At 48.9% G+C, this 25,457-nt stretch carries 27 protein-coding genes; 14 read left to right on the top strand and 13 right to left on the bottom strand.

The annotated features are described in order from the left end of the window. Positions 1-387: 387 nt before the first annotated feature. The 6 genes from csgB to OGV98_RS12300 all read left to right on the top strand — a co-directional run bounded on the left by csgB (position 388) and on the right by OGV98_RS12300 (position 4,268). Complete coding sequence (gene csgB, locus OGV98_RS12325; RefSeq protein ID WP_003036094.1) at positions 388-846, top strand: curli minor subunit CsgB; 459 nt, start codon at positions 388-390, stop codon at positions 844-846. 40 nt (positions 847-886) lie between these two features. Continuing rightward, positions 887-1,336 carry a curli major subunit CsgA gene (csgA, locus tag OGV98_RS12320; RefSeq protein ID WP_003036098.1) on the top strand — a complete coding sequence of 150 codons (450 nt, stop codon included), beginning with the start codon at positions 887-889 and terminating at the stop codon, positions 1,334-1,336. A gap of 60 nt (positions 1,337-1,396) precedes the next feature. Beyond that, on the top strand, positions 1,397-1,729 hold the full coding sequence (gene csgC, locus OGV98_RS12315) for a curli assembly chaperone CsgC (RefSeq protein WP_044712473.1): 333 nt from the start codon (positions 1,397-1,399) through the stop codon (positions 1,727-1,729). Positions 1,730-1,881: 152 nt separating this feature from the next. After that, a complete protein-coding gene (locus OGV98_RS12310; protein ID WP_016149911.1) occupies positions 1,882-2,202 on the top strand; it encodes a YmdA family protein in 321 nt (106 codons plus the stop codon). A 100-nt stretch (positions 2,203-2,302) separates the two neighbouring features. Next, the gene (gene ymdB / locus OGV98_RS12305) at positions 2,303-2,845 is read left to right on the top strand and encodes an O-acetyl-ADP-ribose deacetylase (protein WP_003036110.1); all 543 of its coding nucleotides are present in this window, start codon (positions 2,303-2,305) and stop codon (positions 2,843-2,845) included. Then, positions 2,781-4,268 (top strand): phospholipase D family protein, encoded by a 1,488-nt coding sequence (locus OGV98_RS12300; protein WP_085954038.1) that lies wholly within the window; start codon positions 2,781-2,783, stop codon positions 4,266-4,268. Before ymdB ends, OGV98_RS12300 begins: the two co-directional genes overlap by 65 nt. A gap of 19 nt (positions 4,269-4,287) precedes the next feature. Here OGV98_RS12300 and mdoC read toward each other — a convergent pair whose 3' ends face one another. After that, complete coding sequence (mdoC, locus tag OGV98_RS12295) at positions 4,288-5,448, bottom strand: glucans biosynthesis protein MdoC (protein WP_016149914.1); 1,161 nt, start codon at positions 5,446-5,448, stop codon at positions 4,288-4,290. Between the two features lie 271 nt (positions 5,449-5,719). Here mdoC and mdoG point away from each other — a divergent pair, with 271 nt between their 5' ends. From mdoG to OGV98_RS12280, 3 genes are all read left to right on the top strand, one after another. Next, complete coding sequence (gene mdoG / locus OGV98_RS12290; protein ID WP_003836790.1) at positions 5,720-7,255, top strand: glucans biosynthesis protein MdoG; 1,536 nt, start codon at positions 5,720-5,722, stop codon at positions 7,253-7,255. Next, complete coding sequence (gene mdoH / locus OGV98_RS12285) at positions 7,248-9,776, top strand: glucans biosynthesis glucosyltransferase MdoH (protein ID WP_003036122.1); 2,529 nt, start codon at positions 7,248-7,250, stop codon at positions 9,774-9,776. The genes mdoG and mdoH overlap by 8 nt, the downstream gene beginning before the upstream one ends. Positions 9,777-9,852: 76 nt before the next feature. Further along, positions 9,853-10,080 carry a YceK/YidQ family lipoprotein gene (locus OGV98_RS12280; protein WP_003832117.1) on the top strand — a complete coding sequence of 76 codons (228 nt, stop codon included), beginning with the start codon at positions 9,853-9,855 and terminating at the stop codon, positions 10,078-10,080. Here OGV98_RS12280 and OGV98_RS12275 read toward each other — a convergent pair whose 3' ends face one another. Further along, positions 10,081-10,458, bottom strand: a complete 378-nt coding sequence (locus OGV98_RS12275) for a MysB family protein (RefSeq protein WP_032936472.1) — start codon at positions 10,456-10,458, stop codon at positions 10,081-10,083. A 693-nt stretch (positions 10,459-11,151) separates the two neighbouring features. Between OGV98_RS12275 and OGV98_RS12270 the strand changes: the two genes are divergently transcribed. Continuing rightward, a complete protein-coding gene (locus tag OGV98_RS12270) occupies positions 11,152-12,483 on the top strand; it encodes a sensor domain-containing diguanylate cyclase (RefSeq protein WP_172960241.1) in 1,332 nt (443 codons plus the stop codon). 63 nt (positions 12,484-12,546) lie between these two features. Here the strand turns inward: OGV98_RS12270 and mdtG are convergent, their stop codons facing one another. Both mdtG and OGV98_RS12260 read right to left on the bottom strand, forming a co-directional pair. After that, on the bottom strand, positions 12,547-13,767 hold the full coding sequence (gene mdtG / locus OGV98_RS12265; protein ID WP_115489670.1) for a multidrug efflux MFS transporter MdtG: 1,221 nt from the start codon (positions 13,765-13,767) through the stop codon (positions 12,547-12,549). Between the two features lie 155 nt (positions 13,768-13,922). Next, a complete protein-coding gene (locus OGV98_RS12260) occupies positions 13,923-14,843 on the bottom strand; it encodes a Kdo(2)-lipid IV(A) acyltransferase (RefSeq protein WP_049002775.1) in 921 nt (306 codons plus the stop codon). A gap of 220 nt (positions 14,844-15,063) precedes the next feature. Here OGV98_RS12260 and trhO point away from each other — a divergent pair, with 220 nt between their 5' ends. Further along, positions 15,064-16,116 (top strand): oxygen-dependent tRNA uridine(34) hydroxylase TrhO, encoded by a 1,053-nt coding sequence (gene trhO / locus OGV98_RS12255; protein ID WP_044711575.1) that lies wholly within the window; start codon positions 15,064-15,066, stop codon positions 16,114-16,116. A 46-nt stretch (positions 16,117-16,162) separates the two neighbouring features. Here the strand turns inward: trhO and OGV98_RS12250 are convergent, their stop codons facing one another. From OGV98_RS12250 to mdtH, 9 genes are all read right to left on the bottom strand, one after another. Next, positions 16,163-16,738 (bottom strand): YceI family protein, encoded by a 576-nt coding sequence (locus tag OGV98_RS12250; RefSeq protein ID WP_003832130.1) that lies wholly within the window; start codon positions 16,736-16,738, stop codon positions 16,163-16,165. Between the two features lies 1 nt (position 16,739). Next, positions 16,740-17,306, bottom strand: coding sequence for a cytochrome b (locus OGV98_RS12245; protein WP_044700695.1), 567 nt, complete (start codon positions 17,304-17,306; stop codon positions 16,740-16,742). Between the two features lie 263 nt (positions 17,307-17,569). Next, a complete protein-coding gene (locus OGV98_RS12240) occupies positions 17,570-17,683 on the bottom strand; it encodes a YceO family protein (protein ID WP_003846814.1) in 114 nt (37 codons plus the stop codon). Positions 17,684-17,738: 55 nt separating this feature from the next. Beyond that, positions 17,739-18,854, bottom strand: a complete 1,116-nt coding sequence (solA, locus tag OGV98_RS12235) for an N-methyl-L-tryptophan oxidase (protein WP_003836779.1) — start codon at positions 18,852-18,854, stop codon at positions 17,739-17,741. Positions 18,855-18,968: 114 nt separating this feature from the next. After that, positions 18,969-19,223, bottom strand: coding sequence for a biofilm formation regulator BssS (gene bssS, locus OGV98_RS12230; RefSeq protein ID WP_181548110.1), 255 nt, complete (start codon positions 19,221-19,223; stop codon positions 18,969-18,971). Between the two features lie 340 nt (positions 19,224-19,563). Beyond that, the gene (dinI, locus tag OGV98_RS12225; protein ID WP_003036157.1) at positions 19,564-19,809 is read right to left on the bottom strand and encodes a DNA damage-inducible protein I; all 246 of its coding nucleotides are present in this window, start codon (positions 19,807-19,809) and stop codon (positions 19,564-19,566) included. A 66-nt stretch (positions 19,810-19,875) separates the two neighbouring features. Then, the gene (gene pyrC, locus OGV98_RS12220) at positions 19,876-20,922 is read right to left on the bottom strand and encodes a dihydroorotase (RefSeq protein WP_003036160.1); all 1,047 of its coding nucleotides are present in this window, start codon (positions 20,920-20,922) and stop codon (positions 19,876-19,878) included. Between the two features lie 105 nt (positions 20,923-21,027). Next, entirely contained in the window at positions 21,028-21,588 is a 561-nt protein-coding gene (locus tag OGV98_RS12215; RefSeq protein WP_003836774.1) for a lipoprotein, read from the bottom strand. Positions 21,589-21,702: 114 nt separating this feature from the next. Beyond that, positions 21,703-22,911: a multidrug efflux MFS transporter MdtH gene (gene mdtH / locus OGV98_RS12210; protein ID WP_210943636.1), complete on the bottom strand. Its 1,209-nt coding sequence runs from the start codon at positions 22,909-22,911 to the stop codon at positions 21,703-21,705. A 259-nt stretch (positions 22,912-23,170) separates the two neighbouring features. On the opposite strand from mdtH, the gene rimJ reads away from it, so the two are divergent. The 3 genes from rimJ to OGV98_RS12195 are packed head-to-tail and all read left to right on the top strand — an operon-like array spanning position 23,171 to position 25,362. After that, positions 23,171-23,755, top strand: coding sequence for a ribosomal protein S5-alanine N-acetyltransferase (rimJ, locus tag OGV98_RS12205; protein WP_003832145.1), 585 nt, complete (start codon positions 23,171-23,173; stop codon positions 23,753-23,755). A gap of 34 nt (positions 23,756-23,789) precedes the next feature. Further along, positions 23,790-24,437, top strand: coding sequence for a YceH family protein (locus OGV98_RS12200; RefSeq protein ID WP_202580620.1), 648 nt, complete (start codon positions 23,790-23,792; stop codon positions 24,435-24,437). 1 nt (position 24,438) lies between these two features. Beyond that, positions 24,439-25,362: a Gfo/Idh/MocA family protein gene (locus OGV98_RS12195; protein WP_060855240.1), complete on the top strand. Its 924-nt coding sequence runs from the start codon at positions 24,439-24,441 to the stop codon at positions 25,360-25,362. Positions 25,363-25,457 lie beyond the last annotated feature (95 nt).

The following is a 25,457-nucleotide window of genomic DNA, read 5'->3' as shown; positions in this document are numbered from 1 at the left end:
ATTCCGATCTTTTTGTCTCACTTTAAGTTGAACAATTTTAGATAGAAAAAAATGACGCTTGTCACGACTTGTACTGCTAACTATCGAAGTACCTCGCTACGAGGCCCAGAAAACGCGGAAAACGCGTTTTTTTTGTTACTGCATAGAAATTCATTCACCGGGTTAAAAAAGAAATGAAATCCAGAGCTGTAACGGTATTGTTCGCTGTTAATTAGTACTTTGGGGTGAATCTGAATATAAAAATACAACTGGCGGGTGAGTTATTTAAAATGTTTCCGCAGACATACTCTTCATCGTAACGTGGCGTTAACAAATGTAAGTCATGTTAACAACAATTTGAGTGGTAATTAATTTAACTTCATGTACGACCAGGTCCAGGGTGACAACATGAAAAACAAGTTGTTATTTATGATGTTTACAATGCTGGGTGTGCCTGGGATTGCAGCCGCGACTACAAGTTATGATTTAGCTAATTCAGAATATAACTTTGCGGTAAATGAATTAAGTAAGTCTTCATTTAATCAGGCAGCCATTATTGGTCAGGTTGGCACTGCGAACAGTGCAAATACCCGCCAGGGGGGCTCGAAGTTATTGTCAGTCATTTCGCAAGAAGGTTCTGGTAATCGAGCGAAAACAGACCAGACGGGATCATATAACTTTGCATATATTGATCAAACGGGTAGTTCCAATGATGCGAGTATTAAACAAGGTTCATACGGTAATACGGCGGTAATTATCCAGAAAGGCTCTGGTAATAAAGCCAATATTACCCAGTACGGTACACAAAAAACAGCAGTTGTGGTGCAGAGACAGTCGCAAATGGCCATTCGCGTGACTCAACGCTAATCCATTAACGACGTTTAAATCAATCCGATGGGGGTTTACCATGAAACTTTTAAAAGTGGCAGCATTCGCAGCAATCGTAGTTTCTGGCAGTGCTCTGGCTGGTGTTGTTCCGCAATGGGGCGGCAATCATCATGGTGGTGGCAGTAATTATGGCCCAGACTCTTCACTGAGTATCTACCAATATGGGTCAAACAACTCTGCAAATGCTCTGCAAAGTGATGCGCGTAAATCAGATGTCACCATCACACAACACGGGCGTGGCAACGGAGCTGTTGTTGGCCAGGGTGCTGATGACAGTACCATTAGCCTGAAACAGACCGGCTTCCAGAACAGTGCCACTATCGATCAGTGGAATGCAAAAAATGCTGATATTAGCGTGACCCAGTTCGGTGGCCGCAACGGTGCGTTGGTTAATCAGACAGCCTCTGACTCCAATGTGCTGATTCAGCAGGTTGGCTTTGGTAACAACGCTACAGCTAACCAACACTAATTCAGTTTTCTGACTGATAATAAACAGGGCGTGAGCCCTGTTTTTTTTCGGGAGAATATGATGCATACGCTATTACTCATTGCCGCGCTGGCAAATCAAATAACATTCAATACAACTCAGCAAGGTGATATGTACACCATTATTCCTCAGGTGACGTTAACTCAACCGTGCGTATGTGAGGTACAAGTCCTTGCCATACGTAAAGGGTCCGGGGGACAAAGCCAATCGCAGCAGAAAACAAGCCTTTCGGTCCCCGCTAATCGGCCGATTGAATTAACTAAACTGAGTTTTAATATTTCACCTGAGGATTCGGTCAAAATTATCGTTACCGTTTCGGATGGGCAGTCTCTGCATCTGTCTCAGCAATGGCCAGACTCAAACAGTCACCCATGATTTTTTTGATGTATTTGCATTAAGGGTGTGGCTGGGAATGCACTGCTGTTCTATGAATATAGAGACGTGTGAACGTTTTAATTTGATCGTTAATCACAGCGGCGAAGGATCATTTCGATCCCTCAAGGATGGCTAATCATTGAGGAACCCTTATGTGTACATTATTAAAGCGTTTTTTAAGTATCAGCTTGTGCAGCATTTCTCTTTTTACCCTCCCCGCAATGGCGCAACAAATCTCAACCGGCGGGGTTATTCATTTTCGCGGTGCAATAGTTGAATCACCTTGCGATGTTAACGCGCGGCAGCAGCAAATTGAATTGTCATGTATGCGCGACGGCACCACCCGTAATAGTCTCTACAATCAGCAACAGGTCGCGAATGCCCCTCAAAATGTGCAGCAAATTGCCACAGTCAAAATGCACTATCTCAATGAACAGAAAAACATGGCAATTCTTAACATTGAATATAAATGAATCATTCCGGCGTACATATGCACACGTTTGGTTAAAAAGTGAGATTTCCGGGAAAACCCTGCTGTACACTTAACAAATAGTGTTTGGTCAGGGGGAACTTATGCAATCACGTGTTCATGTGTTACATGGCGATATTACGACGATCGCTGTTGATGTGATTGTCAATGCGGCGAATCCATCGCTATTGGGCGGAGGTGGCGTCGATGGAGCGATTCATCGCGCTGCAGGGCCTGCGTTGCTGGCGGCCTGCAAACAGGTTATCCAGCAACAGGGCGAATGCCCAACCGGTCATGCGGTTATCACCCTGGCGGGAAACTTGCCCGCCAGGGCAGTAATCCACACTGTGGGGCCCGTATGGCAGGGTGGCGATCATCATGAAGCTGAACGCCTCGAAGAGGCTTACTTTAATAGCTTGCAACTGGCCTTAGCCAATGGATATCAGTCCATTGCTTTTCCGGCGATTAGCACCGGGGCTTATGGTTATCCCCGCGCTGCAGCGGCAGAGATCGCGGTGAAAACGGTGTTGAAATTTATCACCCGACGTACGCTTCCCGATCAAATATACTTCGTGTGCTTTGATGAAGAAAACGCTCGGCTATACAAGAGATTACTTACCCAGCAAGGCGATGAACGCACGGACTGATATGACGCGACTTGAGCGTGCCATCACGCCACTTTGTGAAAACCACCCGGGAGAATGCGGCATTCTGACGTTGGATGACAGCCTGGATGCATTTGCTGCTCGCTATCGGTTGACGGAAATGGCGGAACGTACCCTGGATGTTCAGTATTACATCTGGGAAAGCGACATGTCCGGGCTATTGCTATTTTCCGTTTTGCTGGCCGCGGCGAAGCGGGGCGTCCGGGTGCGTTTGTTGCTGGATGATAACAACACGCCAGGTCTGGATGATACGCTGCGTTTGCTGGACAATCACCCTAATATAGAAATCCGTCTGTTTAATCCCTTTTCCTTTCGTATCCTGCGTGCACTGGGCTATTTAACCGATTTTGCCCGGTTGAATCGACGTATGCACAATAAAAGTTATACCGCTGACGGCGTCGTAACTCTCGTGGGCGGGCGAAATATCGGCGATGCCTATTTTGGTACAGGCGAACAACCGCTGTTTTCCGATCTGGATGTTATGGCTATCGGGCCGGTGGTCCAGGATGTTGCAGACGACTTTGAGCGTTACTGGCACTGCCGCTCGGTTTCAACATTGCAAAACGTACTTGAGGTGGCTGAGCCAGCTTCAACGCAAAAAATCGAACTTCCAGAATCCTGGTATAACGATGACATCACGCGTCGCTATCTACATAAGCTGGAAACCAGCCAGTTTATGACCCACCTCGATCAGAGGTCGCTACCGCTGATTTGGGCGAGAACGCGCTTGCTGAGTGATGATCCCGCAAAAGGAGAGGGGAAAGCGCCGCGCCACTCACTATTACCGCAGCGTTTGTTTGACGTGATGGGATCTCCCACCGAGCGTATTGATATTATTTCCGCCTACTTTGTACCAACTCGCGCCGGTGTGGCGCAGCTCCTGAGACTGGTGAGAAAAGGCGTTAAGATCGCGATTTTAACTAATTCTCTGGCGGCGAATGATGTCGCAGTCGTTCACGCAGGCTATGCACGCTGGCGAAAAAAGCTCTTGCGCTACGGTGTGGAGTTATACGAGCTCAAACCAACCCGCGATCGCGTTTCAGCAGTACATGACCGGGGATTAACCGGTAATTCAGGCTCCAGCCTGCATGCGAAAACCTTCAGTATTGACGGTCGTAAAGTGTTTATCGGCTCGCTTAATTTTGATCCCCGTTCAACGCTGCTCAATACGGAAATGGGGTTTGTGATTGAGAGTGAAGTACTGGCCGAGTTGATTCATAAACGTTTTATGCAAAGCCAGCGTGAAATGGCCTGGCAACTACGTCTTGATCGGTGGGGAAGAATCAATTGGGTCGACAGACTTTCTGGCAGTGAACAGGTACTGAAAAAAGAACCCGCCACAGGATTCTGGAAGCGGGTTCTGGTAAAGCTGGCGTCCGTGTTGCCCATTGAATGGTTGCTCTGAACCATTCAATGCAAGAAAACTAACCGGCCACGGCCTTGTTTTTATCCTGCCTGACGGCTGGTTTACCCGAAAAGAGAAACTTCAGCACCGGGATCCGTAAATGGATTTCGTACAGTATTACCGCAATCCCGACCACAAACAGCAGACCGCAGAGAAAACCCAGCAGATTCGACTTGATATGCGGTGTGATGTAAGCGCCAAAAAACAGCGTTAACGGATGATGCACCAGATAGATAAACAGAGATGCGTTGACAAAATAGGTTACGCGGGCTGACTGAAAATTCAGCAAACGGTGACCAAGTGAAAAGACGACGTTCACCATCCACAGGCCCATGACCATGGTAATAACATATTCGGTTTCATACATCCAGGCATCGCCGTTGCCGTAACGTTGATTGAGCAGGTATGCGACAAATGCGCATGCGGCGCCTAGTGTGCAGCCGCGCGATGGCGTGGTAAACAGGGCTTTCAGATTAGGATTGATAAACGCCAGCGCACCGAGCATAAAGAAAGGCACATAGAACAGCGTTTGCATAACGACAAAATTGAACATACCGTCGCTTAGAATCGAAGGATAAAGGATAAAAATCGTCCTTCTGACGGCGGCATAACCGAAACCCAGCACTGCAAAAATCAGCGTTAACTTCGTCATTGACACCGCAGGCGCGCTGCCGACGTCGCTTTGCGTCAATCTGTGTTTCATCTGGGTAAACACCCACATGCTCAGGGTTGTTAACACCACGAGAACCAGTAAAAACCACAGATGGGAAATCAGCTCCCAGGCCAGCGCGTTGTATTTATCGTAGCCGCTGAGGGTATGCCAGCTGTCTGCTTTGCCTTTCACGTATTGCAGCATGATAAATTGCGGCAGCGTAAGCAGCGGAATCGCGGTCAGCATAGGGATCCCCACGCGTTCTACACGCACTTTCCACCAGCGCTTTAACGGATAGCGTAGAAATAGCATGTAGGAAAAATAACCCGAAATGACAAAGAAGACTTGCATGCGAAAAGCATGGATAAAGTCATTGAACAAGGTCAACCACCACGATGGTTCTGCGCTGTTCACGTGCCATGTGTGGGTGGAGTAGATCAATGAAATATGAAACGGGATCCCTAACAACATTAGCCAGGCACGGATGGAGTCAAGAAAATATTCGCGTGGTGGTGATACAGAGCTCATAGACAGTTATGTATTCTCAGACTTTTCGTCTTATCCCTAAGACGAATAATGGTTACATTCGAGGGCAACCCTACACGAAGTCTAACAACCTGTCTCCAGGATAAGCACGCAAAGTGAAAACAGGCAGACGAACCTGCTTAAACCATGAGCCAGCGCGCGAACAATACAGGGATTCAGTTGTCGGAATACCCGATTATCCATTAAAATGGATCGGATCAATATAAGCACACAAAGGGGGAAGTGCTTACTAATTATGAAACATAAACTACAAATGATGAAAATGCGTTGGTTGGGTGCAGCAGTCATGTTAACGCTGTACACATCATCAAGCTGGGCATTCAGCATTGATGATGTTGCAAAACAAGCTCAATCCTTAGCCGATAAAGGCTATGAGGCGCCAAAAAGTAACTTGCCCTCCGTTTTCCGCGACATGAAATATGCGGATTATCAGCAGATCCAGTTTAATCGCGATAAAGCCTACTGGAGCAATCTCAAGACCCCATTTAAGCTCGAGTTCTACCACCAGGGTATGTACTTCGACACGCCGGTCAAAATCAACGAAGTGACCGCTACTGCGGTGAAAAGAATCAAATACAGCCCGGATTACTTTAATTTCGGCGATGTTCAGCATGATAAAGACACGGTAAAAGATCTCGGTTTCGCCGGGTTCAAAGTGCTGTATCCGATCAACAGCAAAGATAAAAACGACGAAATCGTCAGCATGCTCGGTGCCAGCTATTTCCGTGTTCTGGGTGCAGGCCAGGTCTACGGCCTTTCTGCGCGCGGTCTCGCGATTGATACCGCTCTGCCTTCTGGTGAAGAATTTCCCCGCTTTCGTGAGTTTTGGATCGAGCGTCCGAAACCAACTGATAAACGTTTAACCATTTATGCCTTACTGGATTCTCCGCGTGCAACCGGAGCGTATCGCTTTGTCATCATTCCTGGTCGTGACACGGTAGTCGATGTTCAGTCCAAAGTTTATCTGCGCGACAAAGTAGGCAAACTTGGCGTGGCACCGTTAACCAGTATGTTCCTGTATGGACCGAACCAGCCTTCTCCGACGACTAACTATCGTCCAGAACTGCATGACTCTAACGGTTTGTCCATCCACGCTGGCAACGGCGAATGGATTTGGCGTCCGCTGAATAACCCGAAACATCTCGCGGTGAGCAGCTTTGCTATGGAAAATCCGCAAGGTTTCGGTCTTTTGCAGCGTGGCCGTCAGTTCTCGCGTTTTGAAGACATCGACGATCGTTACGATCTGCGCCCGAGCGCCTGGATCACGCCAAAAGGCGATTGGGGCAAAGGTAAGATTGAGTTAGTTGAAATTCCAACTAACGATGAAACGAACGATAACATCGTTGCGTACTGGACCCCGGATCAGCTGCCTGAAGCCGGTAAAGAAATGAACTTTAAATATACCCTGACGTTCACGCGTGATGAAGACAAGCTTCATGCGCCTGATAACGCTTGGGTACAGCAGACACGTCGTTCTACCGGTGATGTTAAACAGTCCAATCTCATTCGTCAGCCTGACGGTACCATCGCGTTTGTGGTGGACTTTTCCGGCACCGATATGAAAAAGCTGCCGCAGGATACGCCGGTTACTGCACAAACCAGTATTGGTGACAACGGTGAAATCGTTGAAAACACCGTGCGCTACAACCCGGTCACTAAAGGTTGGCGTTTGGTATTGCGCGTGAAAGTGAAAGACGTGAAGAAAACCACTGAAATGCGTGCTGCCCTGGTCAATGCAGATCAGACGCTGAGTGAAACCTGGAGCTACCAGTTACCTGCCAATGAATAAGACAACTGAGTATATTGACGCAATGCCGCTTTCGGATATCGAAAAAGCGGCACTGCCGAAAACTGACATCCGCGCCGTTCATCAGGCGCTGGATGCTGAGCATCGTACGTACTCGCGCGAAGATGATTCACCGCAGGGTTCTGTAAAAGCTCGTCTTGAGCAAGCATGGCCGGATTCTCTGGCTAAAGAGCAGTTGGTTAAGGACGATGAGGGGCGCGATCAGTTACAGGCGATGCCAAAAGCAACGCGTACCTCTATGTTCCCCGATCCCTGGCGTACCAACCCGGTTGGGCGTTTTTGGGATCGTCTGCGTGGGCGCGATGTGACTCCGCGTTATCTTTCGCGTTTGACCAAAGAAGAACAAGAGAGCGAGCAAAAATGGCGTACCGTAGGCACCATACGCCGCTATACGCTGTTGATCTTAACGCTGGCGCAAACGGTCGTTGCAACCTGGTATATGAAGACGATCCTTCCTTATCAGGGGTGGGCATTCATTAATCCTGCAGACATGATGGGGCAGGATTTGTGGGTCTCCTTTATGCAACTGCTGCCCTACATGCTCCAGACCGGCATTCTTATTTTGTTTGCCGTACTTTTCTGTTGGGTATCAGCGGGGTTCTGGACCGCGCTGATGGGCTTTCTGCAATTGCTGATTGGACGGGATAAGTACAGTATCTCGGCCTCAACGGTCGGGGATGAACCGTTGAATCCTGAACACCGTACGGCGTTGATTATGCCAATCTGTAACGAGGACGTTGATCGCGTATTCGCGGGACTTCGCGCCACGTGGGAGTCGGTCAAAGCAACGGGCAACGCTGAGCATTTCGATGTTTACATTCTGAGCGACAGCTACAATCCTGATATCTGCGTGGCAGAACAAAAAGCGTGGATGGAGCTGATTGCCGAAGTGCAGGGCGAAGGACAGATTTTCTACCGTCGTCGTCGTCGTCGCGTGAAGCGTAAAAGCGGCAACATTGATGACTTCTGCCGTCGCTGGGGAAATCAGTACAGCTACATGGTTGTGCTGGATGCGGACTCAGTGATGAGCGGTGACTGTCTGAGCGGCCTGGTGCGCCTGATGGAAGCGAATCCGAATGCCGGGATTATCCAGTCTTCACCGAAGGCTTCCGGTATGGATACGCTGTATGCGCGCTGTCAACAGTTTGCGACCCGTGTTTATGGGCCGCTGTTTACTGCCGGGCTTCACTTCTGGCAGTTAGGCGAATCACACTACTGGGGCCATAACGCGATTATTCGCGTGAAGCCGTTTATCGAGCACTGTGCGCTCGCGCCGTTACCGGGCGAAGGTTCGTTTGCGGGATCGATTCTCTCCCATGACTTCGTGGAAGCTGCGTTGATGCGTCGTGCTGGCTGGGGCGTGTGGATTGCTTACGATCTGCCGGGCTCTTATGAAGAGCTACCGCCGAACCTGCTGGATGAACTCAAGCGTGACCGTCGCTGGTGCCACGGCAACTTGATGAACTTCCGTCTGTTCCTGGTTAAGGGGATGCACCCGGTTCACCGTGCGGTGTTCCTGACTGGTGTGATGTCCTATCTGTCCGCGCCGCTGTGGTTTATGTTCCTCGCGCTCTCTACCGCATTGCAGGTGGTGCATGCGTTGACGGAACCGCAGTACTTCCTGCAACCGCGTCAGCTATTCCCGGTATGGCCGCAATGGCGACCTGAACTGGCGATCGCGCTGTTTGCTTCAACGATGGTGCTGTTGTTCCTGCCGAAGTTGCTGAGTATTTTGCTCATCTGGTGTAAAGGGACGAAAGAGTACGGTGGGTTCATCCGCGTTACGCTGTCGCTGCTGCTGGAGGTTCTGTTCTCCGTGCTGCTGGCACCGGTGCGCATGCTGTTCCATACCGTCTTCGTCGTGAGCGCTTTCCTCGGTTGGGAAGTGGTGTGGAATTCGCCGCAGCGCGATGACGATTCCACCCCATGGGGTGAAGCGTTTATGCGTCACGGTTCTCAGTTACTGTTGGGGCTGGTGTGGGCTGTGGGTATGGCCTGGCTGGATCTGCGTTTCCTGTTCTGGCTGGCACCGATTGTCTTCTCGCTGATCCTGTCGCCGTTTGTTTCCGTGATTTCCAGTCGTTCCACGGTGGGGTTACGTACCAAGCGCTGGAAGCTGTTCCTGATCCCGGAAGAGTATTCCCCGCCGCAGGTGCTGGTGGATACCGATACTTATCTGGTGATGAACCGTAAACGTACGCTGGACGATGGCTTTATGCATGCGGTGTTTAACCCGTCGTTTAACGCACTGGCCACGGCCATGGCGACTGCACGCCACCGCGCCAGCAACGTGCTGGAGATTGCACGCGATCGTCATGTGGAACAGGCGCTGAACGAAACGCCGGAGAAACTGAATCGCGATCGCCGCCTTGTATTGTTGAGCGATCCAGTGACCATGGCACGTTTACATTATCGCGTCTGGAATTCACCTGATAAGTATTCTTCGTGGGTAAACTACTATCAGGGATTGACTCTGAACCCGTTGGCGCTCAGGAAAAAATAAGCGTTCTGTAACGTGAAAATACCGGCCTGGTGCCGGTATTTTTTTATATTGAATAGAATGAGTCGTGAGGTAGCAGGTGCGAATATTGGCTGTAGGAATAATGATCTTCTTCCTGAGCGGATGCGGCAGCATTATTAGTCGTACCATCCCAGGGCAAGGACACGGAAATCAATACTATCCTGGCGTGCAATGGGATGTTCGGGACTCGGCATGGCGCTACGTCACGATCCTCGATCTGCCATTTTCGCTGGTGTTTGATACGTTGCTGCTGCCGCTCGACATACATCATGGACCTTACGAGTAATTATCGCTCATCCCATTCATCGGCTGCGGTCTGCCCCTCTTCGGTATCAAGGGGAGGTTCCAGCTGGAATTCACCTTCATCCCATTCGTGAAGCGTATTTTCTTCCTGCCACTCCTGGCGAATTTCAATTTCATCATAGTCGCCATCAAAAACGCTCTGAGCCGCTTCTCCGCTCAGCATTGGTAGACATTCACCATCTACATCATCCTCGTCAGCAAAGAATTCCGCCTGCCACATAATGTCGCCATCCTGTAGCACGTATTTTTGGATGCTTAGCTGTTGAACGCTGGCATCGTCTGACTCAAGGTCAGGGTTATCAGCCAGAAACACTTCACGAGCCGCATCAATAGCCTCTTCCAACGTGGCATAAAAATTCATGTCATTCTTTGCCATATTTCTTCTCCTAAGGCGAACAATAAAGGGGGATGATTCAATCTATAGACGGCGATCCGCAGAGCGTCAAACCCGTTAGCTGCGTGGCTAACTCAATCAGATGATTACTGCCTGCAATGCCAACGAGAGCAGGTGAAAGTAACTTCGGTAGTTTATGAAAAAATTTACATTGGCAGATACTGAAGCCTACGTAATATCAGGAAAAAAATTCAAGAAAAAAGAGTAATGTATGTGGTTTGCAATGCAGTAATGAAAATCAAATAAATAAAAGCTGGCGTTATATTAGAAAATCTTCAGTTTTAAACACCATTTTTTATGTGTTTTAGAGGGAGGGATGCGAACGCTTATGAATTAACATTGCATAACCCAATAAAAGTAAAGGAGAAAATTAATGCCCAATACGGAAGTGTTACAGAGGTAATCAATGAAAGTGGCTAAACTTAGTGGTGTCTCTGGAAGTGACAATGCGTCTTTTGCATATAGAGGTTGTGAATGGTGTGAGTGATACTAAAATAGTATACATAATAAAATATTATTAATGACAAAGGTTATAAATCTATAAGAAACCATTAAATAAGAAATGAATTAATGTTATTGAAATTGTGCGGGTATAATAGTTTGCAAAATCTTATGCTTTATTATATAAAATGCAAAATTAAGATTTACCTTAAGGTTGTTATGGATAACTATAATTCAAATAATGGAAGATTAATGGCTTTCTATATAATCTGTTTGGCTAGCTATATTCTTGGTGGTTTGTGTCTTACACAATTTAAATTAACGATGCAAAGTGTCCCGCAAACTGTATATCTGATTATAATTGTAGGGTTGTTCTTTTTATATGGGATAATTTTTCTGTTTATGCTATTTCAGTATCTTTGTAGAAAAGATCTCACCTGCCTCATGATATTAGGCATGGCGTTTCTTGGCAATAACATATTTTTCGTCGAGACTATCTACATCGTTCAGGACTTGATTAATGATTATGCATCAATCGAAAAAAGAACTAACGATATAGCTATATTCTATTACTTTCGGCAGATTAGTTTCATCGCTCTGCTATTTGTTTCATTGAAATGTTATAAAACATCATCGACAGTTATTGAAACCAAAGAAAGAGAACCTTGCTATATCGTTCTGTCATTTTTAATCATGCTAGCTATCGCGGTGATGGCGCACACTCTGGCCAGTTACAACCCTAATTTTACACTCGAGATAACAAGCCTGAAGCCTGATAATGTCACGGTGCACTGGCATATTGGGTACATTTATTCGCTTATTGTATCCTGGGGACTGGTCCTGTTGTATTTAATCATTAAAACCAAAACGCACAACATCTTGTGGAAAAGTATAGGGCTACTGTGTTGCTCTGCAATATTGACCAATGTACTACTTCTGAGCCTGGATGAATATAGCATGTATATTTGGTATGTTAGCCGGGGGATTGAGGTGATAAGTGCCCTGTGTATAATCTCAATACTGATGTACAACACCTTCATCATCTTAAAAAAAGAAAGAGATTCAGCTATTAAAGACGCAATGACTAAAATATATAATCGTAAAATATTCTATAAGTCATTAAAATCATCATTAGCAAAAGGTGCAGTGTGTGTAATGGTTCTGGATATTGATAAATTCAAACGGATTAACGATACCTACGGTCATCAGGAAGGTGACAGAGTAATAATCAGCATTGTCGATATTATCAATAAATCAATCAGAGATACGGATATTTTCGCCAGAATAGGTGGCGAAGAATTTGCGATCCTTCTTAAGTGTAACGAACAAGATGAGGCAATTGTTGTTGCAGAGCGAATTAGGCGAAATGTCGAGAATGGTACGACAATACCAAATTCATATGAGTTAAAAGAAAAAATGACGATAAGTATCGGTGTATATTGCAGTAAAATTGATGATGAATCAGCGGATAAAGTTGTTTCATATGCTGATGCCGCTTTGTATGAAGCCAAAAATTCTGGAAGAAATAAGGTGTGTTACTATTATCATTAAGACTGAAATATATGTCATGTGAGATGATTTTTTATTCTGAACCTGCGAATATAAATATATAAATCATCCCGCGACCTCTGTACTCCGACGACGGCGCAGGCTATTCCACGAGTACAGGGCGTTGAACAGTACGACTCCTGCGGTCACACAGAATACAGCACGAAAACCGTAGTTGGCGGATATCGCTGCCCCCATTAGAGGTCCTGTTACGTTACCAATGTCGCGAAATGACTGGTTATAACTGAAAATACGTCCAGCTATTTGATTAGTCGAGTTATAGACCAGCAGCGTTTGTACCGCCGGGAGCAGAGCGCCGTCGGCCGCCCCCAATAAAAAGCGCAGAATACCAAGCTGCCAGGGCGTCTGGACAAATGACATTGGAATTAGCAGTAACACGGAAACGATCAGCGCGACGATCAGGATCTTCTCCGGGCCAATCCGATCGCCTAATTTGCCAAGTTTAGGGGCGCTGATTAATGCCGCAACGCCGGGGACTGAGGCTATCATCCCACTGATAAACGCAATATTGCCGACGTTGCCAGCCAACTCTCGAACGTACAGTGTCAGTATTGGCGCGATAGAACCGGTGGCTACCTGAATGATCAAAGTGGTGACAAACAGGCTCAGCACCAGTTTGGGGTTCTTTAAAGAGGCCACGACTTCACGAATGTGCAGCATTTCCTTCTTGCTCACTGGCTGGAATCGCTCGCGGATAAAAAATAGCGTCAAGATGAAGCAGACCAGCAGCACGCTGGCGGTGATGAAAAATACGGGGCGCAGTCCGTACTGATCCGCGAGGAGGCCGCCCGCCAGCGGCCCGAGCAGTGCGCCACTAACACCACCGGTGGAAAGCGTTCCCAGTGCCCAGCCGCTTTTATTGCGTGGAACCTGGGTGGCGATCAGTGCATTCGCATTGGGGATGAATCCACCAAGCAGCCCCAACAAGGCGCGCAGGATCAAGAACTGCCAGATATTTTGCGCCAGTCCCATCAGCAGCATCACAACAGCCATACCCAACGCAGATCGTAGCAGCATGATTTTTCGCCCCTTGCGATCGGCAAGGCCACCCCAGAAAGGAGAGGCGATGGCGGAAAAAAGAAAGGTGATGCTGAAGACCAGGCCTGACCACATATTCAGTGCGCTATGTCCCGTGACGCCGAGACTCTCGACGTAAAGGGGCAAAAAGGGCATGACCAGGCTAAATGCTGCGCCGGTTAAAAAACAACCTAACCAGGCAACGGTGAGGTTGCGTTTCCAGTTTATGGGATCATCTGAGGGTGACATAGCGTTCCGCAGTGTGGCGCGCTGTTTGCGCTATCGATTGAATATAAGTAAGCAGGCTAATTATGCGCCTGGTTGATAGTTGCTGCAATGCGGATAGCAGTTAAACCTAAAGCAGGCAGGGAAGGTGTTGCAGCCCACAGGACTGCAACAGTGTTTTAGTACAGGGAAGGAGAACCTTCAGGGCGCGTCTTGAAGCGACGATGCAGCCACATATACTGCTCTGGTGCCATCATGATGCATTGCTCAACAATTTTGTTCATCCACGCAGCAGTGGTCTCTGCGTCGTCCAAAGGCGGTGAACACTCCGGAGGCAGCATAATCAATTGATACCCTTTACCGTCAGGTTTGCGGCGAGGAACAAACGGTACCAGGCAGGCATTGGACATGCGTGAAAGCATCCAGGTCCCAGAGGTCGTTGCGGCCTGTTCAACAGCAAAAAGTGGTACAAACACACTGGCACGAGGGCCGTAATCGTGATCCGGCGCGTACCAGACCACTTCGCCCTTTTTCAACGCTTTAATCATCCCTTTCAGGTCTTTACGATCGAGCATTGATTTATTCGAGCGCATACGGCCCCAGGTTTGTAGCCAGTCGAGAAGCGGGTTGTCGTTAGGGCGATACACACCAATACCCGGCTCCTGCAAACCAAACTGACGCGCACCCAGTTCCAGAGTCAGAAAGTGCAGACCCACTAACAGGATCCCGCGTTTTTGCGCCTGAACGTCACGGATATGTTCCATCCCGATCACTTCAGTCCAGCGTGAAATACGCTTATCGGACCAAAACCAGGCCATCCCGGTTTCCATTACGCCCATGCCCACGGATTCGAAGTTCTTGACGACCATCTGCTTGCGTTCCTGCTCACTCATCTGCGGGAAGCACAGTTCCAGATTTCGGGAAACAATTTTTGCCCGACGTTTCATCAAACGTAGCGCCAGTCGACCTAATGCACAGCCCAACTTAAAGAGGATGGGGTAGGGTAACTGCACAATTAACCAAAGGATGCCAATACCCAGCCAGGTTAACCAATAACGTGGATGCAGTAACGCAGCCGAAAACTTGGGTAAATTCGTCATGTCTATCCTGTCTTCAAACGACCAATTCCCTGTATTGTCGCATTTTTTCGCGCGTATCAAAAATTTGTGACGGGAGAACGGTGATTAATTCCGCAATTGTTGTTGCAACTTTATAGTGAAGTATGAAATGTAGCGTAAAATGTGTGGATGTAAATTGGCGATGTTTGCTTTATTATGCCGCCGATTTCCATTTATTCCCTATTTGCAGGATACGTACACCATGCCAGTGTTACACAACCGCATTTCAAACGACGCCCTCAAAGCCAAAATGCTGGCCGAGACCGAGCCGCGTACGACGATCTCATTCTATAAATATTTCACCATTGCCAATCCTCAGCACACGCGTGATGCACTGTACCAGATGTTCACCGCATTGAACGTCTTCGGGCGAGTATATCTTGCCCATGAAGGAATTAACGCGCAAATCAGCGTACCGCAAAGCAACGTCGAGGCATTTCGCCAGCAACTCTATGCGTTTGATCCTGCATTGAACGATTTACGTCTGAATATTGCGCTGGATGATGACGGTAAATCGTTCTGGGTACTGCGTATGAAAGTCCGTGAACGTATCGTGGCGGATGGTATTGACGATCCTGACTTTGACGCCAGCAACGTGGGGGATTATCTCAAGGCAGCAGAAGTGAATGCCATGCTGGACGATCCTGAAGCGGTATTCATTGATATGCGCAACCACTATGAATATGAGGTGGGTCACTTCGAGAATGCGCTGGAGATCCCGGCAGACACATTCCGCGATCAGTTGCCGAAAGCTGTTGAAATGATGCAGGCGCATAAAGATAAAAAAATCGTGATGTACTGCACGGGTGGGATCCGCTGTGAGAAAGCTAGCGCCTGGATGAAACACAATGGATTTAGCAAAGTCTGGCACATTGAGGGCGGTATTATTGAGTATGCCCGCAAGGCGCGTGAGCAGGGACTTCCGGTGCGTTTTATCGGTAAAAACTTTGTCTTTGATGAGCGCATGGGCGAAAGGATCTCTGAAGATGTTATCGCACATTGCCATCAGTGCGGCACGGCGTGCGATAGCCATACTAATTGCAAAAATGATGGCTGCCATCTGTTGTTTATTCAGTGCCCGGCTTGTGCGCAGAAATATAAAGGCTGCTGTAGCGAGCTGTGTAGCGAAGAGAGTGAGTTGCCGGAAGAGGAACAACGGCGTCGTCGCGCTGGGCGTGAAAATGGCAATAAAATCTTTAATAAATCACGTGGTCAACTGAATACCAAACTGGGTATTCCAGACCCTGCACAATAGTCGCTATGCCGGATGGTGGCTTGAGCCCCATCCGGCCATTCATGCGTTACTTCTGTTGCACACCTTCCACTGAGATGATCAAATCGACTTCCTGCGACGCCGGACCGAGATCGGTGGTGATGTTGAAATCCTTCAGCTTAATCTTACCTTGCGCTTCAAAACCAGCGCGCGTACCGCCCCAAGGATCGCCGCCCTGACCGATGAGCTTCGCGTCCAGCGTAACCGGTTTGGTAACGCCGTTCAGGGTTAAATTACCGGTGATATCCAGGTCATTACCTTCTTTCTTCACGCTGGTGGAGCTGAAGGTCGCCTGCGGGAATTTTGCTACGTTAAGGAAATCTGCGCTGCGCAGATGCTTGTCACGTTCGGCGTGATTAGTGTCAACACTGTTGGTGTTGATGGTTACGTTAACCTTATCGGCTGCGGGATTTTTCTCATCAAAGGTAAACGTACCGTCGAAATCTTTAAATGTGCCGTACAGCCAGCTGTAACCCAGATGCTGAATACGGAAATTAACAAAGGCATGCTGTCCTTCCTTGTCAATTTTGTAATCTGCCGCCACGGCCGACCCGGTGGTGAATAACAGAGAGGCGAGTGTAAGTCCCAGCAGGTTTTTTTTCATTTTAAGCTCCATAGTCAGATGACGATTTTCCCAACATGCGATTGAGGGTATCGTCGTTATCAATAAAGTGATGTTTCAGGGCCATCAGTCCGTGCAGTAAGGATAAAATCACCACGGTCCACGCAAGCCACAGGTGCAAGCTACCGGCGAGGTCGGCCTGAGCACCAGCGTTGGCAACGGTGGCTGGAATGTCGAACCAACCAAAGACGCTTATCGCTTTGCCATCTGCGGTGGAAATTAGATATCCGCTGATGACAATTGAAAAGAGCAGCAAATAAAGAGCGAGGTGACCCATTGCCGCTGCGATGCGGGTTAAACGGGAGTAGCTTGCCAACGCAGCAGGCGGAGGGGAGAACAACCGCCAGATAACGCGGATAACCAGTCCCATCATGAGTAGGATGCCGATGCTTTTATGCAGTTCAGGGGCCTGGTGATACCAGCCGTCATAGTAGCTAAGCGTGACCATCCATAAGCCCAAGGCGAACATGCCATATACAGCAATCGCAACCAGCCAATGTAATGTGGCTGACACTACGCCATAGCGCTGTGAACTATTTTTGAATTGCATAAGCACACCGATTGATATTTCAGAAGTGAATGAAAATGGCGTGTAAAAGACATTAATGCAACTAATAAATAACAATGGTGATGATATTTATTTTTTTGTTCAGTAAAGTTGACTGAATATTGAATTAATCATCAAGGGATTAGTGTGAGAGTAGGTGATAATGCTTGGTTTATGGGTGGTTATGATTTTTATTATTGTTCAGTTTATTGCAATGAAAATTAAGGTAATTTCAATTTTTGTCAATTATTGTCAGCGCGCAGGAATCAGAAAAACATAATATATATTACATCCATAATGGCCAGCAGCGACCATAAAATAATGTAGAGCATAAAATGCTCGCGAATATTATTAACAAGATAGTGAAAGATACGGCGCATTGACGTTATTCCTGTCATTAAAAATGGCCTCACCATCGAGGCCATTCATTTATTATCACTTAAAACGGCTTAGCCTGAAGGGGGTCAGGTCAAAGTCAGACGGTTTGTCCTGAGCGAAGTTTGCCGCAATCTCTCCCAGAACAGAGGCAAACTTAAAGCCATGTCCGCTCAGCCCGGTAATGATTAGCGTGTTGTCGTGCGCTGGCAGAGTATCGATAATAAAGTCTTCATCCGGTGAATTATCGTAAGTGCAGGACGCGCCGTGCAGGCAGCAGCCAACGCCCGGCAGAATTGTGCGCAGGAATGGGAAGGCTTCAGAACCATCGCTGGCTACAGCGGCAAATGGCTTACGCTCATCAGCAGAGTGAATGACTTGTCCGCCGTTGTGCTTACCAATTTTCAGTTCGTCGTTTTCTGCCGGGAAACCGTAGTATTGATCACCATTTGGCAGCTCGCCGGTGAAGGCTGGGAAGTTATTCTTAACGCTGTAGCGCCCATCGGCCTGATACCAGGCGAACACTTTGCGCACCGGTTGTATCGGTAGTTCAGGGACTAAAGCCTGCACCCAGGTACCGGCGCTGATCACTGCTTTTTTCGCGTGGTAGTCACCGTCAGCCGTTTCTACCGTGATGCCATCATCACCGTGATGAATTGCGCTGACCGGGCATTTAAACAGTTGCGCACAGCCTGCTTCTTCCGCCAGACGGATCCAGGTTTTAATTGCTAACTCACTGCGTAAAAAACCGGACTCCGCTTCAAACAGACCGATATAGTTGTCAGGTACACGAATCTCCGGCCAGCGCGCCATGATGGCTGCCGCATCCAGTTGTTCAACGTTGAGTTGCCACTGTTTGGCGCTTTGCGCTGCAGTCGCTAAGAAGGTGGACTCTGCCGGACCGAGGTTGATAACACCGGAGCGAACAAAAATCGGTTCTTCATTATGGGTGGACAGTTCATCCCACAATGTTTGCGCACGTAGTACCAGCGGAACGTATTTTTCACCTTCGCCATAAGCATGACGAATTAATCGAGTGTCGCCGTGGTGGCTGCCCTGCTGATGAGGAGGCATATGTGCATCGATCATCAGAACCTTCAGACCGGCACGAGTGGCATAGTATCCAGCTGCGGCGCCTACTGAGCCGCTGCCAATAATGATTAAGTCGTATTTCATCCGCTTCTCTCTGCAATCGCGATAGTAGCAGGTTAAATAACTGACCCGGAATATTCAACCTGGAAATAAGAAAGGCACCGTTAAGGTGCCTTTTGATGGTTGGATGTATCAGGTTTAATGTCGCTGATACTCATTTACCTGGTAATCGCCAGATTCAATTTTGGCGATTCCTGCTTCTAATATCGAAATAAATTGCCTGGCAACATCAGTGGTTAACCAGAGCGTTTGACCAACTTCAGTCCCATCCTGGTCAGGGCGATTCGGGGTCTGGTAGTGCAAACGCAGCATCAGCGCATCGTAGCTATCAACAGTGCTGATGTCCCACCCTACAAGCGGATGAGTCTGAATGACTTCATTATTCTTTTCCATCATGCCCCCTAATTCGTGTTACTAGACAACGGTTTTCGAGGTTCAATGCGTTTTTTTCTGAAGCAACTTCAGTATATCAATAAATAAGGGTATTCATTGAAAATTTAAAGAGGGAAGGGCATAAATTTTTTGTTTTCAGCGTTATCTGACTAAGAAACCAACATGTTATTCATTTTTTTTTAGTATGTTGCACAATTATTTTGTTGTATTGGTTAAAAGATAATCGGTGAGTTAATATTAAATTAAAAACTCGTCAGAAGAAATGCGCGATTGATTACAGGATAGTGTGTATAAAAAAGCCGGGGCGACCCGGCAAACAAACATCACTGCATATCATTATTTATTCGTTGATGAACCAGTCATCCGCGCTTTCCCAGGTTTCCTGTAGGATCTCGCTGATGCGTTCTTTGTCCTCTTTAGTCGCGCCAATAACCGACAAATTGTTTGCGCCGGCATAACGGACGGTAACGTTACCTTCGTTATCTGGAAAATGGTGCTGAATACGGCGGGAGAGTTCACCTGCCAGTGCGTCAATTGCACCGGCAGGTAAAGGTGAAGTTTTGGCAATAGTGACTTCAATACGCATAGTAGCCCCCTGTGGAATATACTGTTTATTTATACAGTATATTCGCATCAGTTGGCTACACTTTTTTTAGCTTTTTACTGACCAGCGTACCGTTTCGCCACCCAGGAAAGGCACCAGCGTATCGTCTTCCAGTGCAATGCTCTCAGGAACCAGGTGCTCCATGCGTTCCAGCTCAATAAAGGTCTCATTTACCGGCAAGCCATAGAACTGTGGGCCGTTGAGTGAGCAGAAGGCTTCGAAATGGTCGAGCGCATTCATCTCTTCAAACACGGTGGCATAGCTGCCCAGCGCGGTCGGTGCATTAAAACAGCCCGCACAGCCACAGCTTGACTCTTTGCGATGACGAGCGTGCGGCGCTGAGTCGGTACCGAGGAATGCGCGCTTAAACCCGCTGGCAACCAGTTCACGCAGCGCCTGTTGGTGGACGTTACGTTTGAGGATTGGCAGGCAATACAGGTGAGGGCGAATCCCGCCAACCAGCATGTGGTTGCGGTTAAACATCAGGTGCTGTGGCGTAATGGTTGCAGCCAAAAGTTCGTTACCATCGCGCACGTATTCGGCAGCATCTTTGGTGGTGATATGCTCGAACACCACTTTCAGCGAGGTCAAACGCTGACGCAGCGGCTCCATCACCGTTTCAATAAAGCGTGCTTCGCGATCGAAAATATCGATATCTGCATGCGTGACTTCGCCGTGCACCAGCAGTGGCATACCCAATTTTTCCATCCGCTCCAGCACCGGCATGATGGCGTCAATAGAGGTTACGCCATGCGTCGAGTTGGTGGTGGCATTGGCTGGATAGAGTTTTGCCGCGGTGAATACGCCTTCGTTGAATCCACGTTCCAGCTCGTTGGGATCCAGCGTATCCGTTAAGTAGCAGGTCATTAATGGCGTGAAGTCGTGTCCGGCAGGTACCGCGTCAAGAATGCGCTGGCGATAAGCGATAGCCGCGTCAACCGTGGTGACGGGCGGTACCAGGTTCGGCATGACAATGGCGCGGCCATAAACTTCACTGGTATAGGGCACGACAGTTTTTAACATGTCGCCATCGCGAAAGTGAAGATGCCAGTCGTCTGGGCGGCGGATCTTTAAAACCTGGGATGGTGCAGTCATCAATATGCTCCGGCTGAGGATGGTCTTTTTTGCCGGAAACAAAGGATAAGCGGAAACGTTTTCGTTTGCACGAAAAAAAAGGGCGCATCAGCGCCCTCAGTTTTATTAGTCGGTGAACGGGATGATGATTTCACCCGGTTTGACCTCAATACCTTTCGCCAGTTTTTTCGCCAGCGCTTCACCCTGGCTGCTGTCTTCCTTCAGAATGTACGCTGGCTGCTGGTTGAAATAGTTACGCAGCGACTGATTTAAATAAGGCATCAGGGTTTGCAGTACTGACTGCATTTTCTCTGGCGTGACGGTGGCGTCGACGACTTCCATCTCTTGCAGATAAATCGCGCCTTTTTCTTTATTGAAAACCGGTAAGGCTTTCAGCTTCAGCTTCATGGTCGCTTTCTGACTGCCAAAAAGGGAGTTCATGTCCAGGTTGGCATCGCCGGTCAGGGTTACTTTGTTTGGCTCTTCACGACCAATCTGGCTGGCGAGATTATTCAGTACGATATGTGCTTCAGCAACGCCGGGCAAACCGATGTCTTTTGAAAAGTTATTATGCTTTGCCAGGGCTTGATTAATTTCTTGCTCGCTAACCGTGTATTGCGTGAGTTGATTACAACCAACCAACAGGCCGCTGACAATCAGTGCAGCGGCAAAAAAAAACTTTTTCATGGGGTTCCTCAACATGATGCATGTGGCGTAATCGTGACACAAAGCATCATCGAGTACCAGCGCCCCGGACGCCAGCAGAAAAAACTGAAAAGTGCCCGGACGCAGGTTCGGCTATCAGGCGTCTGGTTCCAGCATACCTCGCGTTGGGCGTTTGAGACTGAATTGCCAGCCCAGCGCCAGGAAGGTGATGAAGCCAATAATACCGAGCATCATCCAGGGCAGCTCAGGCTGTGCCAGGGCTTTGCCCATGTCAAACAGCCAGCCGCCGCCGACATAGCCAATTGCGCCACCGATGGCGAGTCCCAGTCGGCTGAAGCCCATATAGCTTCCTCTGGCCCGCGCATTCGCCAGCGAGGCGCTCAGGGTTTCACGCGCCGGTTCGGCGATGATCGAGCCAATATAGAACGTGCAGATAAGGGTGAACAACTGCTGCAAATTCCCGACCAACCCAATGGGCATCATGCTCAGAGACATCACCAGCAGGCCCGCCATCAGACGATGTTCAAGGCGAAAGCGTTTTTCACTCCAGCGGGCAATCGGGTACAGCAGCGTTAAAGAGAGACATGCCTCAATGGCATACATCCATTTCACGGCGGCCGGTGAGCCAGCGATGTCGTTCACCATGATGGGCAGCATCAGCATCACCTGTACCGCCAGCATGTAATAGCCCGCCAGCGTCAGCACATAGGTGACAAAGCGCTTGTCATGCATCACATGGCTCATCCCTTCACGCACCGGAATTTTCACCGTCGACAGCTTCCATGCCGGGAGCAGCCAGGCGTTAAACGCCGCGCACAGAACGAACAAAATTGCGCCGGTGGCACATACCAGACGGAAATCGTATTGCAATAACCAACTGCCGAGTAACGCGCCGACCACGGCCCCGGCGCTATCCTGCATCATCAAAATAGTGAAAAAACGCCCGCGCTTTTCCGGGCGGATCAGCTTGACTACCAGCGCCGAACGGGGAGGGTCAAACAGCGTGCCACCCAGCCCGGAAAGAAAGCAGGAAAACCACAGCAGCCACGGTTCATGCGCAATGCCCATGGTGGCGAACCCGGCTGCGCGCATCAGCATGCCGGTGACGATCATCGGTTTGGCGCCGAAACGGTCAGCAATAGCACCACCGAAAATACCCAACCCCTGCTGGATAAATTGACGTAATCCAAGCGCGATACCGACCATCACGGCGGCCCAGCCCATTTGGTCGACGAAACGAATTGAGATCAGCGGGAAAACGACGAAGAAACCCAGCACGACCAGCATATTATCGATGAGAAGGAAGTATTTACCCAGGTTCCTTGCCTGCGAGACTTGCGACATTTCCCCTCCAGGGAAAAACTCGTCACTCTGGATAGAGTTTAAAAGATAAGCACCTCCTATTCTGCGGTGTCGTCATCGCTTTTCCCACCCTTCGCGGGACAATATTTTTTTATCAAAAGTCCGTCTTGATAGAGAGTTTTCATCAAAATGTGTGAATAATTCAAAAAATGGCATTTTGCTCTTTTCACAGGGTGTATTCGCACAGGTATAGTAATGCGAATAGCGTATTGAAGACGTTACGGGAAGGAGTAGGTATAGAATGTTTGGCTATCGCAGTAACGTGCCAAAAGTGCGCTTAACCACGGACCGCCTGGTCGTGCGTTTAGTGCATGAGCGTGATGCCTGGCGTCTGGCAGATTATTACGCAGAAAATCGTCATTTCTTAAAACCCTGGGAACCTATTCGCGATGAAAGCCACTGCTATCCGTCCGGCTGGCAGGCGCGTCTCAGCATGATCTCTGAGTTTCATAAACAGGGCACCGCTTATTATTTTGCGCTGCTCGATCCGGACGAAAAAGAGATTATCGGCGTTGCGAACTTCTCAAACGTGGTGCGGGGATCCTTCCATGCCTGTTATCTCGGCTACTCCATTGCGCAGAAATGGCAGGGGCAGGGGCTAATGTATGAAGCCTTAACTTCGGCCATCCGTTATATGCAGCGCACGCAGCATATTCACCGCATTATGGCTAACTACATGCCACATAATAAGCGCAGCGGTGACCTGTTGGCGCGACTGGGTTTTGAAAAAGAAGGCTATGCCAAAGACTACCTGCTGATTGACGGGCAGTGGCGCGATCACGTGCTGACGGCGTTGACCACATCAGAATGGACCCCCGGCCGCTAAGTTTCAGATGCAGCCATGATTAATGGAGAAGACGATGAAATACGAATTAACCGCCACCGAAGCACGAGTGATTGGCTGTTTATTAGAAAAACAAGTGACAACGCCGGAACAGTACCCACTCTCCGTTAATGGAGTCGTAACAGCCTGCAATCAAAAAACGAATCGTGAACCGGTGATGAACCTGTCGGAATCGGACGTGCAGGAGCAGTTGGATAACCTGGTTAAGCGACATTTTCTGCGCACGGTGAGCGGCTTTGGCAATCGCGTTACGAAATATGAGCAGCGTTTCTGCAACTCTGAATTTGGCAATCTGAAGCTTAGTGCCGCAGAGGTGGCCGTAATCACTACACTGCTGCTGAGGGGCGCTCAGACGCCTGGTGAATTGCGTAGTCGCGCATCCCGTATGTACGAATTCAGCGATATGACCGAAGTGGAATCGACACTGGAAAATCTGGCAACCCGAGAAGATGGGCCTTATGTGATCCGCCTGGCGCGCGAGCCGGGCAAACGTGAAAGTCGCTATATGCACCTGTTTTGCGGTGAGGTTGATGAAGCCATTGCCGCGGCAGATGAGCTCCCTGCAGCCTCCGGTGATCTGCAGGCTCGCGTGGAAATGCTGGAAACGGAGGTCGCAGAACTTAAGCAGCGACTTGATTCCTTGCTGGCGCACCTGGGAGACTAACGTGAATAAATTACGTATCGGCGTTGTCGGCCTTGGCGGTATTGCACAAAAGGCCTGGCTACCCGTGCTGGGCACCTCCGCGGACTGGACGCTGCAAGGCGCCTTTTCACCTTCGCGCGATAAAGCACAGCGTATCTGTGATACCTGGCGGATACCCTACGTGGATTCACTGGTGAATCTGGCGCAAACCTGCGACGCGGTTTTCGTCCATTCCAGCACCACGACGCACTACGCGGTCGTCAGTGAATTGTTGAATGCCGGAGTTCACGTGTGTGTGGATAAACCGCTGGCGGAAAACCTGCGTGAGGCTGAGCAACTGGTGGAACTGGCCGCGCGGAAAAAACTCACGCTGATGGTCGGGTTTAACCGCCGGTTTGCACCGCTGTACCAGGATCTCAAAACCCAGTTGAGCACCGCAGCGTCTGTACGTATGGATAAGCACCGTACGGATAGCGTTGGGCCGCACGATCTGCGTTTCACTTTGCTGGACGACTATCTGCACGTAGTCGATACCGCATTGTGGTTGGCGGGAGGGCAGGCGCAGTTAAATAACGGCACGCTGCTGACCAATGAATCTGGTGCGATGCTTTACGCCGAGCACCATTTTTCTACCGGTCAAATGCAGATAACGACCAGTATGCATCGCCGTGCCGGTAGCCAGCGTGAGAGCGTGCAGGCGGTGACGGACGGTGGCCTGATTGACGTAACTGATATGCGGGAATGGCGGGAAGAGCGTGGGCAAGGTGTTGTTCATAAGCCGATAGCGGGCTGGCAAACGACCTTAGAACAGCGTGGTTTTGCCGGATGTGCGCGTCATTTCATTGAGTGCGTGCAAAATCAGACGGTTCCCCAGACGGCAGGCGAGCAGGCGCTACTGGCCCAGCGTGTTGTTGAAAAGCTGTGGCGGGAGGCGATGGCTGAATAACCCCCTGTAACATCTGGCGGTAGTAATTCATTGTAATCCAGGTACTATATGCCCACTCAAAATAACACCTCTTTTCAACCATAGGCTGATTTGTC

The organism is Citrobacter sp. Cf136, from assembly GCF_030333815.1.
GTDB lineage: Bacteria > Pseudomonadota > Gammaproteobacteria > Enterobacterales > Enterobacteriaceae > Citrobacter > Citrobacter freundii.
Note: the sequence above shows the minus strand (reverse complement) of the source record. Positions and strands in the feature narration are given on the sequence as shown.

Coding starts and splice junctions, on each gene's coding strand:
- csgB (WP_003036094.1), top strand. CDS start 388: ATGAAAAACAAGTTGTTATTTATGATGTTTACAATGCTGGGTGTGCCT.
- csgA (WP_003036098.1), top strand. CDS start 887: ATGAAACTTTTAAAAGTGGCAGCATTCGCAGCAATCGTAGTTTCTGGC.
- csgC (WP_044712473.1), top strand. CDS start 1,397: ATGCATACGCTATTACTCATTGCCGCGCTGGCAAATCAAATAACATTC.
- OGV98_RS12310 (WP_016149911.1), top strand. CDS start 1,882: ATGTGTACATTATTAAAGCGTTTTTTAAGTATCAGCTTGTGCAGCATT.
- ymdB (WP_003036110.1), top strand. CDS start 2,303: ATGCAATCACGTGTTCATGTGTTACATGGCGATATTACGACGATCGCT.
- OGV98_RS12300 (WP_085954038.1), top strand. CDS start 2,781: ATGAAGAAAACGCTCGGCTATACAAGAGATTACTTACCCAGCAAGGCG.
- mdoC (WP_016149914.1), bottom strand. CDS start 5,448: ATGAGCTCTGTATCACCACCACGCGAATATTTTCTTGACTCCATCCGT.
- mdoG (WP_003836790.1), top strand. CDS start 5,720: ATGATGAAAATGCGTTGGTTGGGTGCAGCAGTCATGTTAACGCTGTAC.
- mdoH (WP_003036122.1), top strand. CDS start 7,248: ATGAATAAGACAACTGAGTATATTGACGCAATGCCGCTTTCGGATATC.
- OGV98_RS12275 (WP_032936472.1), bottom strand. CDS start 10,458: ATGAATTTTTATGCCACGTTGGAAGAGGCTATTGATGCGGCTCGTGAA.
- OGV98_RS12270 (WP_172960241.1), top strand. CDS start 11,152: ATGGATAACTATAATTCAAATAATGGAAGATTAATGGCTTTCTATATA.
- mdtG (WP_115489670.1), bottom strand. CDS start 13,767: ATGTCACCCTCAGATGATCCCATAAACTGGAAACGCAACCTCACCGTT.
- OGV98_RS12260 (WP_049002775.1), bottom strand. CDS start 14,843: ATGACGAATTTACCCAAGTTTTCGGCTGCGTTACTGCATCCACGTTAT.
- trhO (WP_044711575.1), top strand. CDS start 15,064: ATGCCAGTGTTACACAACCGCATTTCAAACGACGCCCTCAAAGCCAAA.
- OGV98_RS12250 (WP_003832130.1), bottom strand. CDS start 16,738: ATGAAAAAAAACCTGCTGGGACTTACACTCGCCTCTCTGTTATTCACC.
- OGV98_RS12245 (WP_044700695.1), bottom strand. CDS start 17,306: ATGCAATTCAAAAATAGTTCACAGCGCTATGGCGTAGTGTCAGCCACA.
- OGV98_RS12240 (WP_003846814.1), bottom strand. CDS start 17,683: ATGCGCCGTATCTTTCACTATCTTGTTAATAATATTCGCGAGCATTTT.
- solA (WP_003836779.1), bottom strand. CDS start 18,854: ATGAAATACGACTTAATCATTATTGGCAGCGGCTCAGTAGGCGCCGCA.
- bssS (WP_181548110.1), bottom strand. CDS start 19,223: ATGGAAAAGAATAATGAAGTCATTCAGACTCATCCGCTTGTAGGGTGG.
- dinI (WP_003036157.1), bottom strand. CDS start 19,809: ATGCGTATTGAAGTCACTATTGCCAAAACTTCACCTTTACCTGCCGGT.
- pyrC (WP_003036160.1), bottom strand. CDS start 20,922: ATGACTGCACCATCCCAGGTTTTAAAGATCCGCCGCCCAGACGACTGG.
- OGV98_RS12215 (WP_003836774.1), bottom strand. CDS start 21,588: ATGAAAAAGTTTTTTTTTGCCGCTGCACTGATTGTCAGCGGCCTGTTG.
- mdtH (WP_210943636.1), bottom strand. CDS start 22,911: ATGTCGCAAGTCTCGCAGGCAAGGAACCTGGGTAAATACTTCCTTCTC.
- rimJ (WP_003832145.1), top strand. CDS start 23,171: ATGTTTGGCTATCGCAGTAACGTGCCAAAAGTGCGCTTAACCACGGAC.
- OGV98_RS12200 (WP_202580620.1), top strand. CDS start 23,790: ATGAAATACGAATTAACCGCCACCGAAGCACGAGTGATTGGCTGTTTA.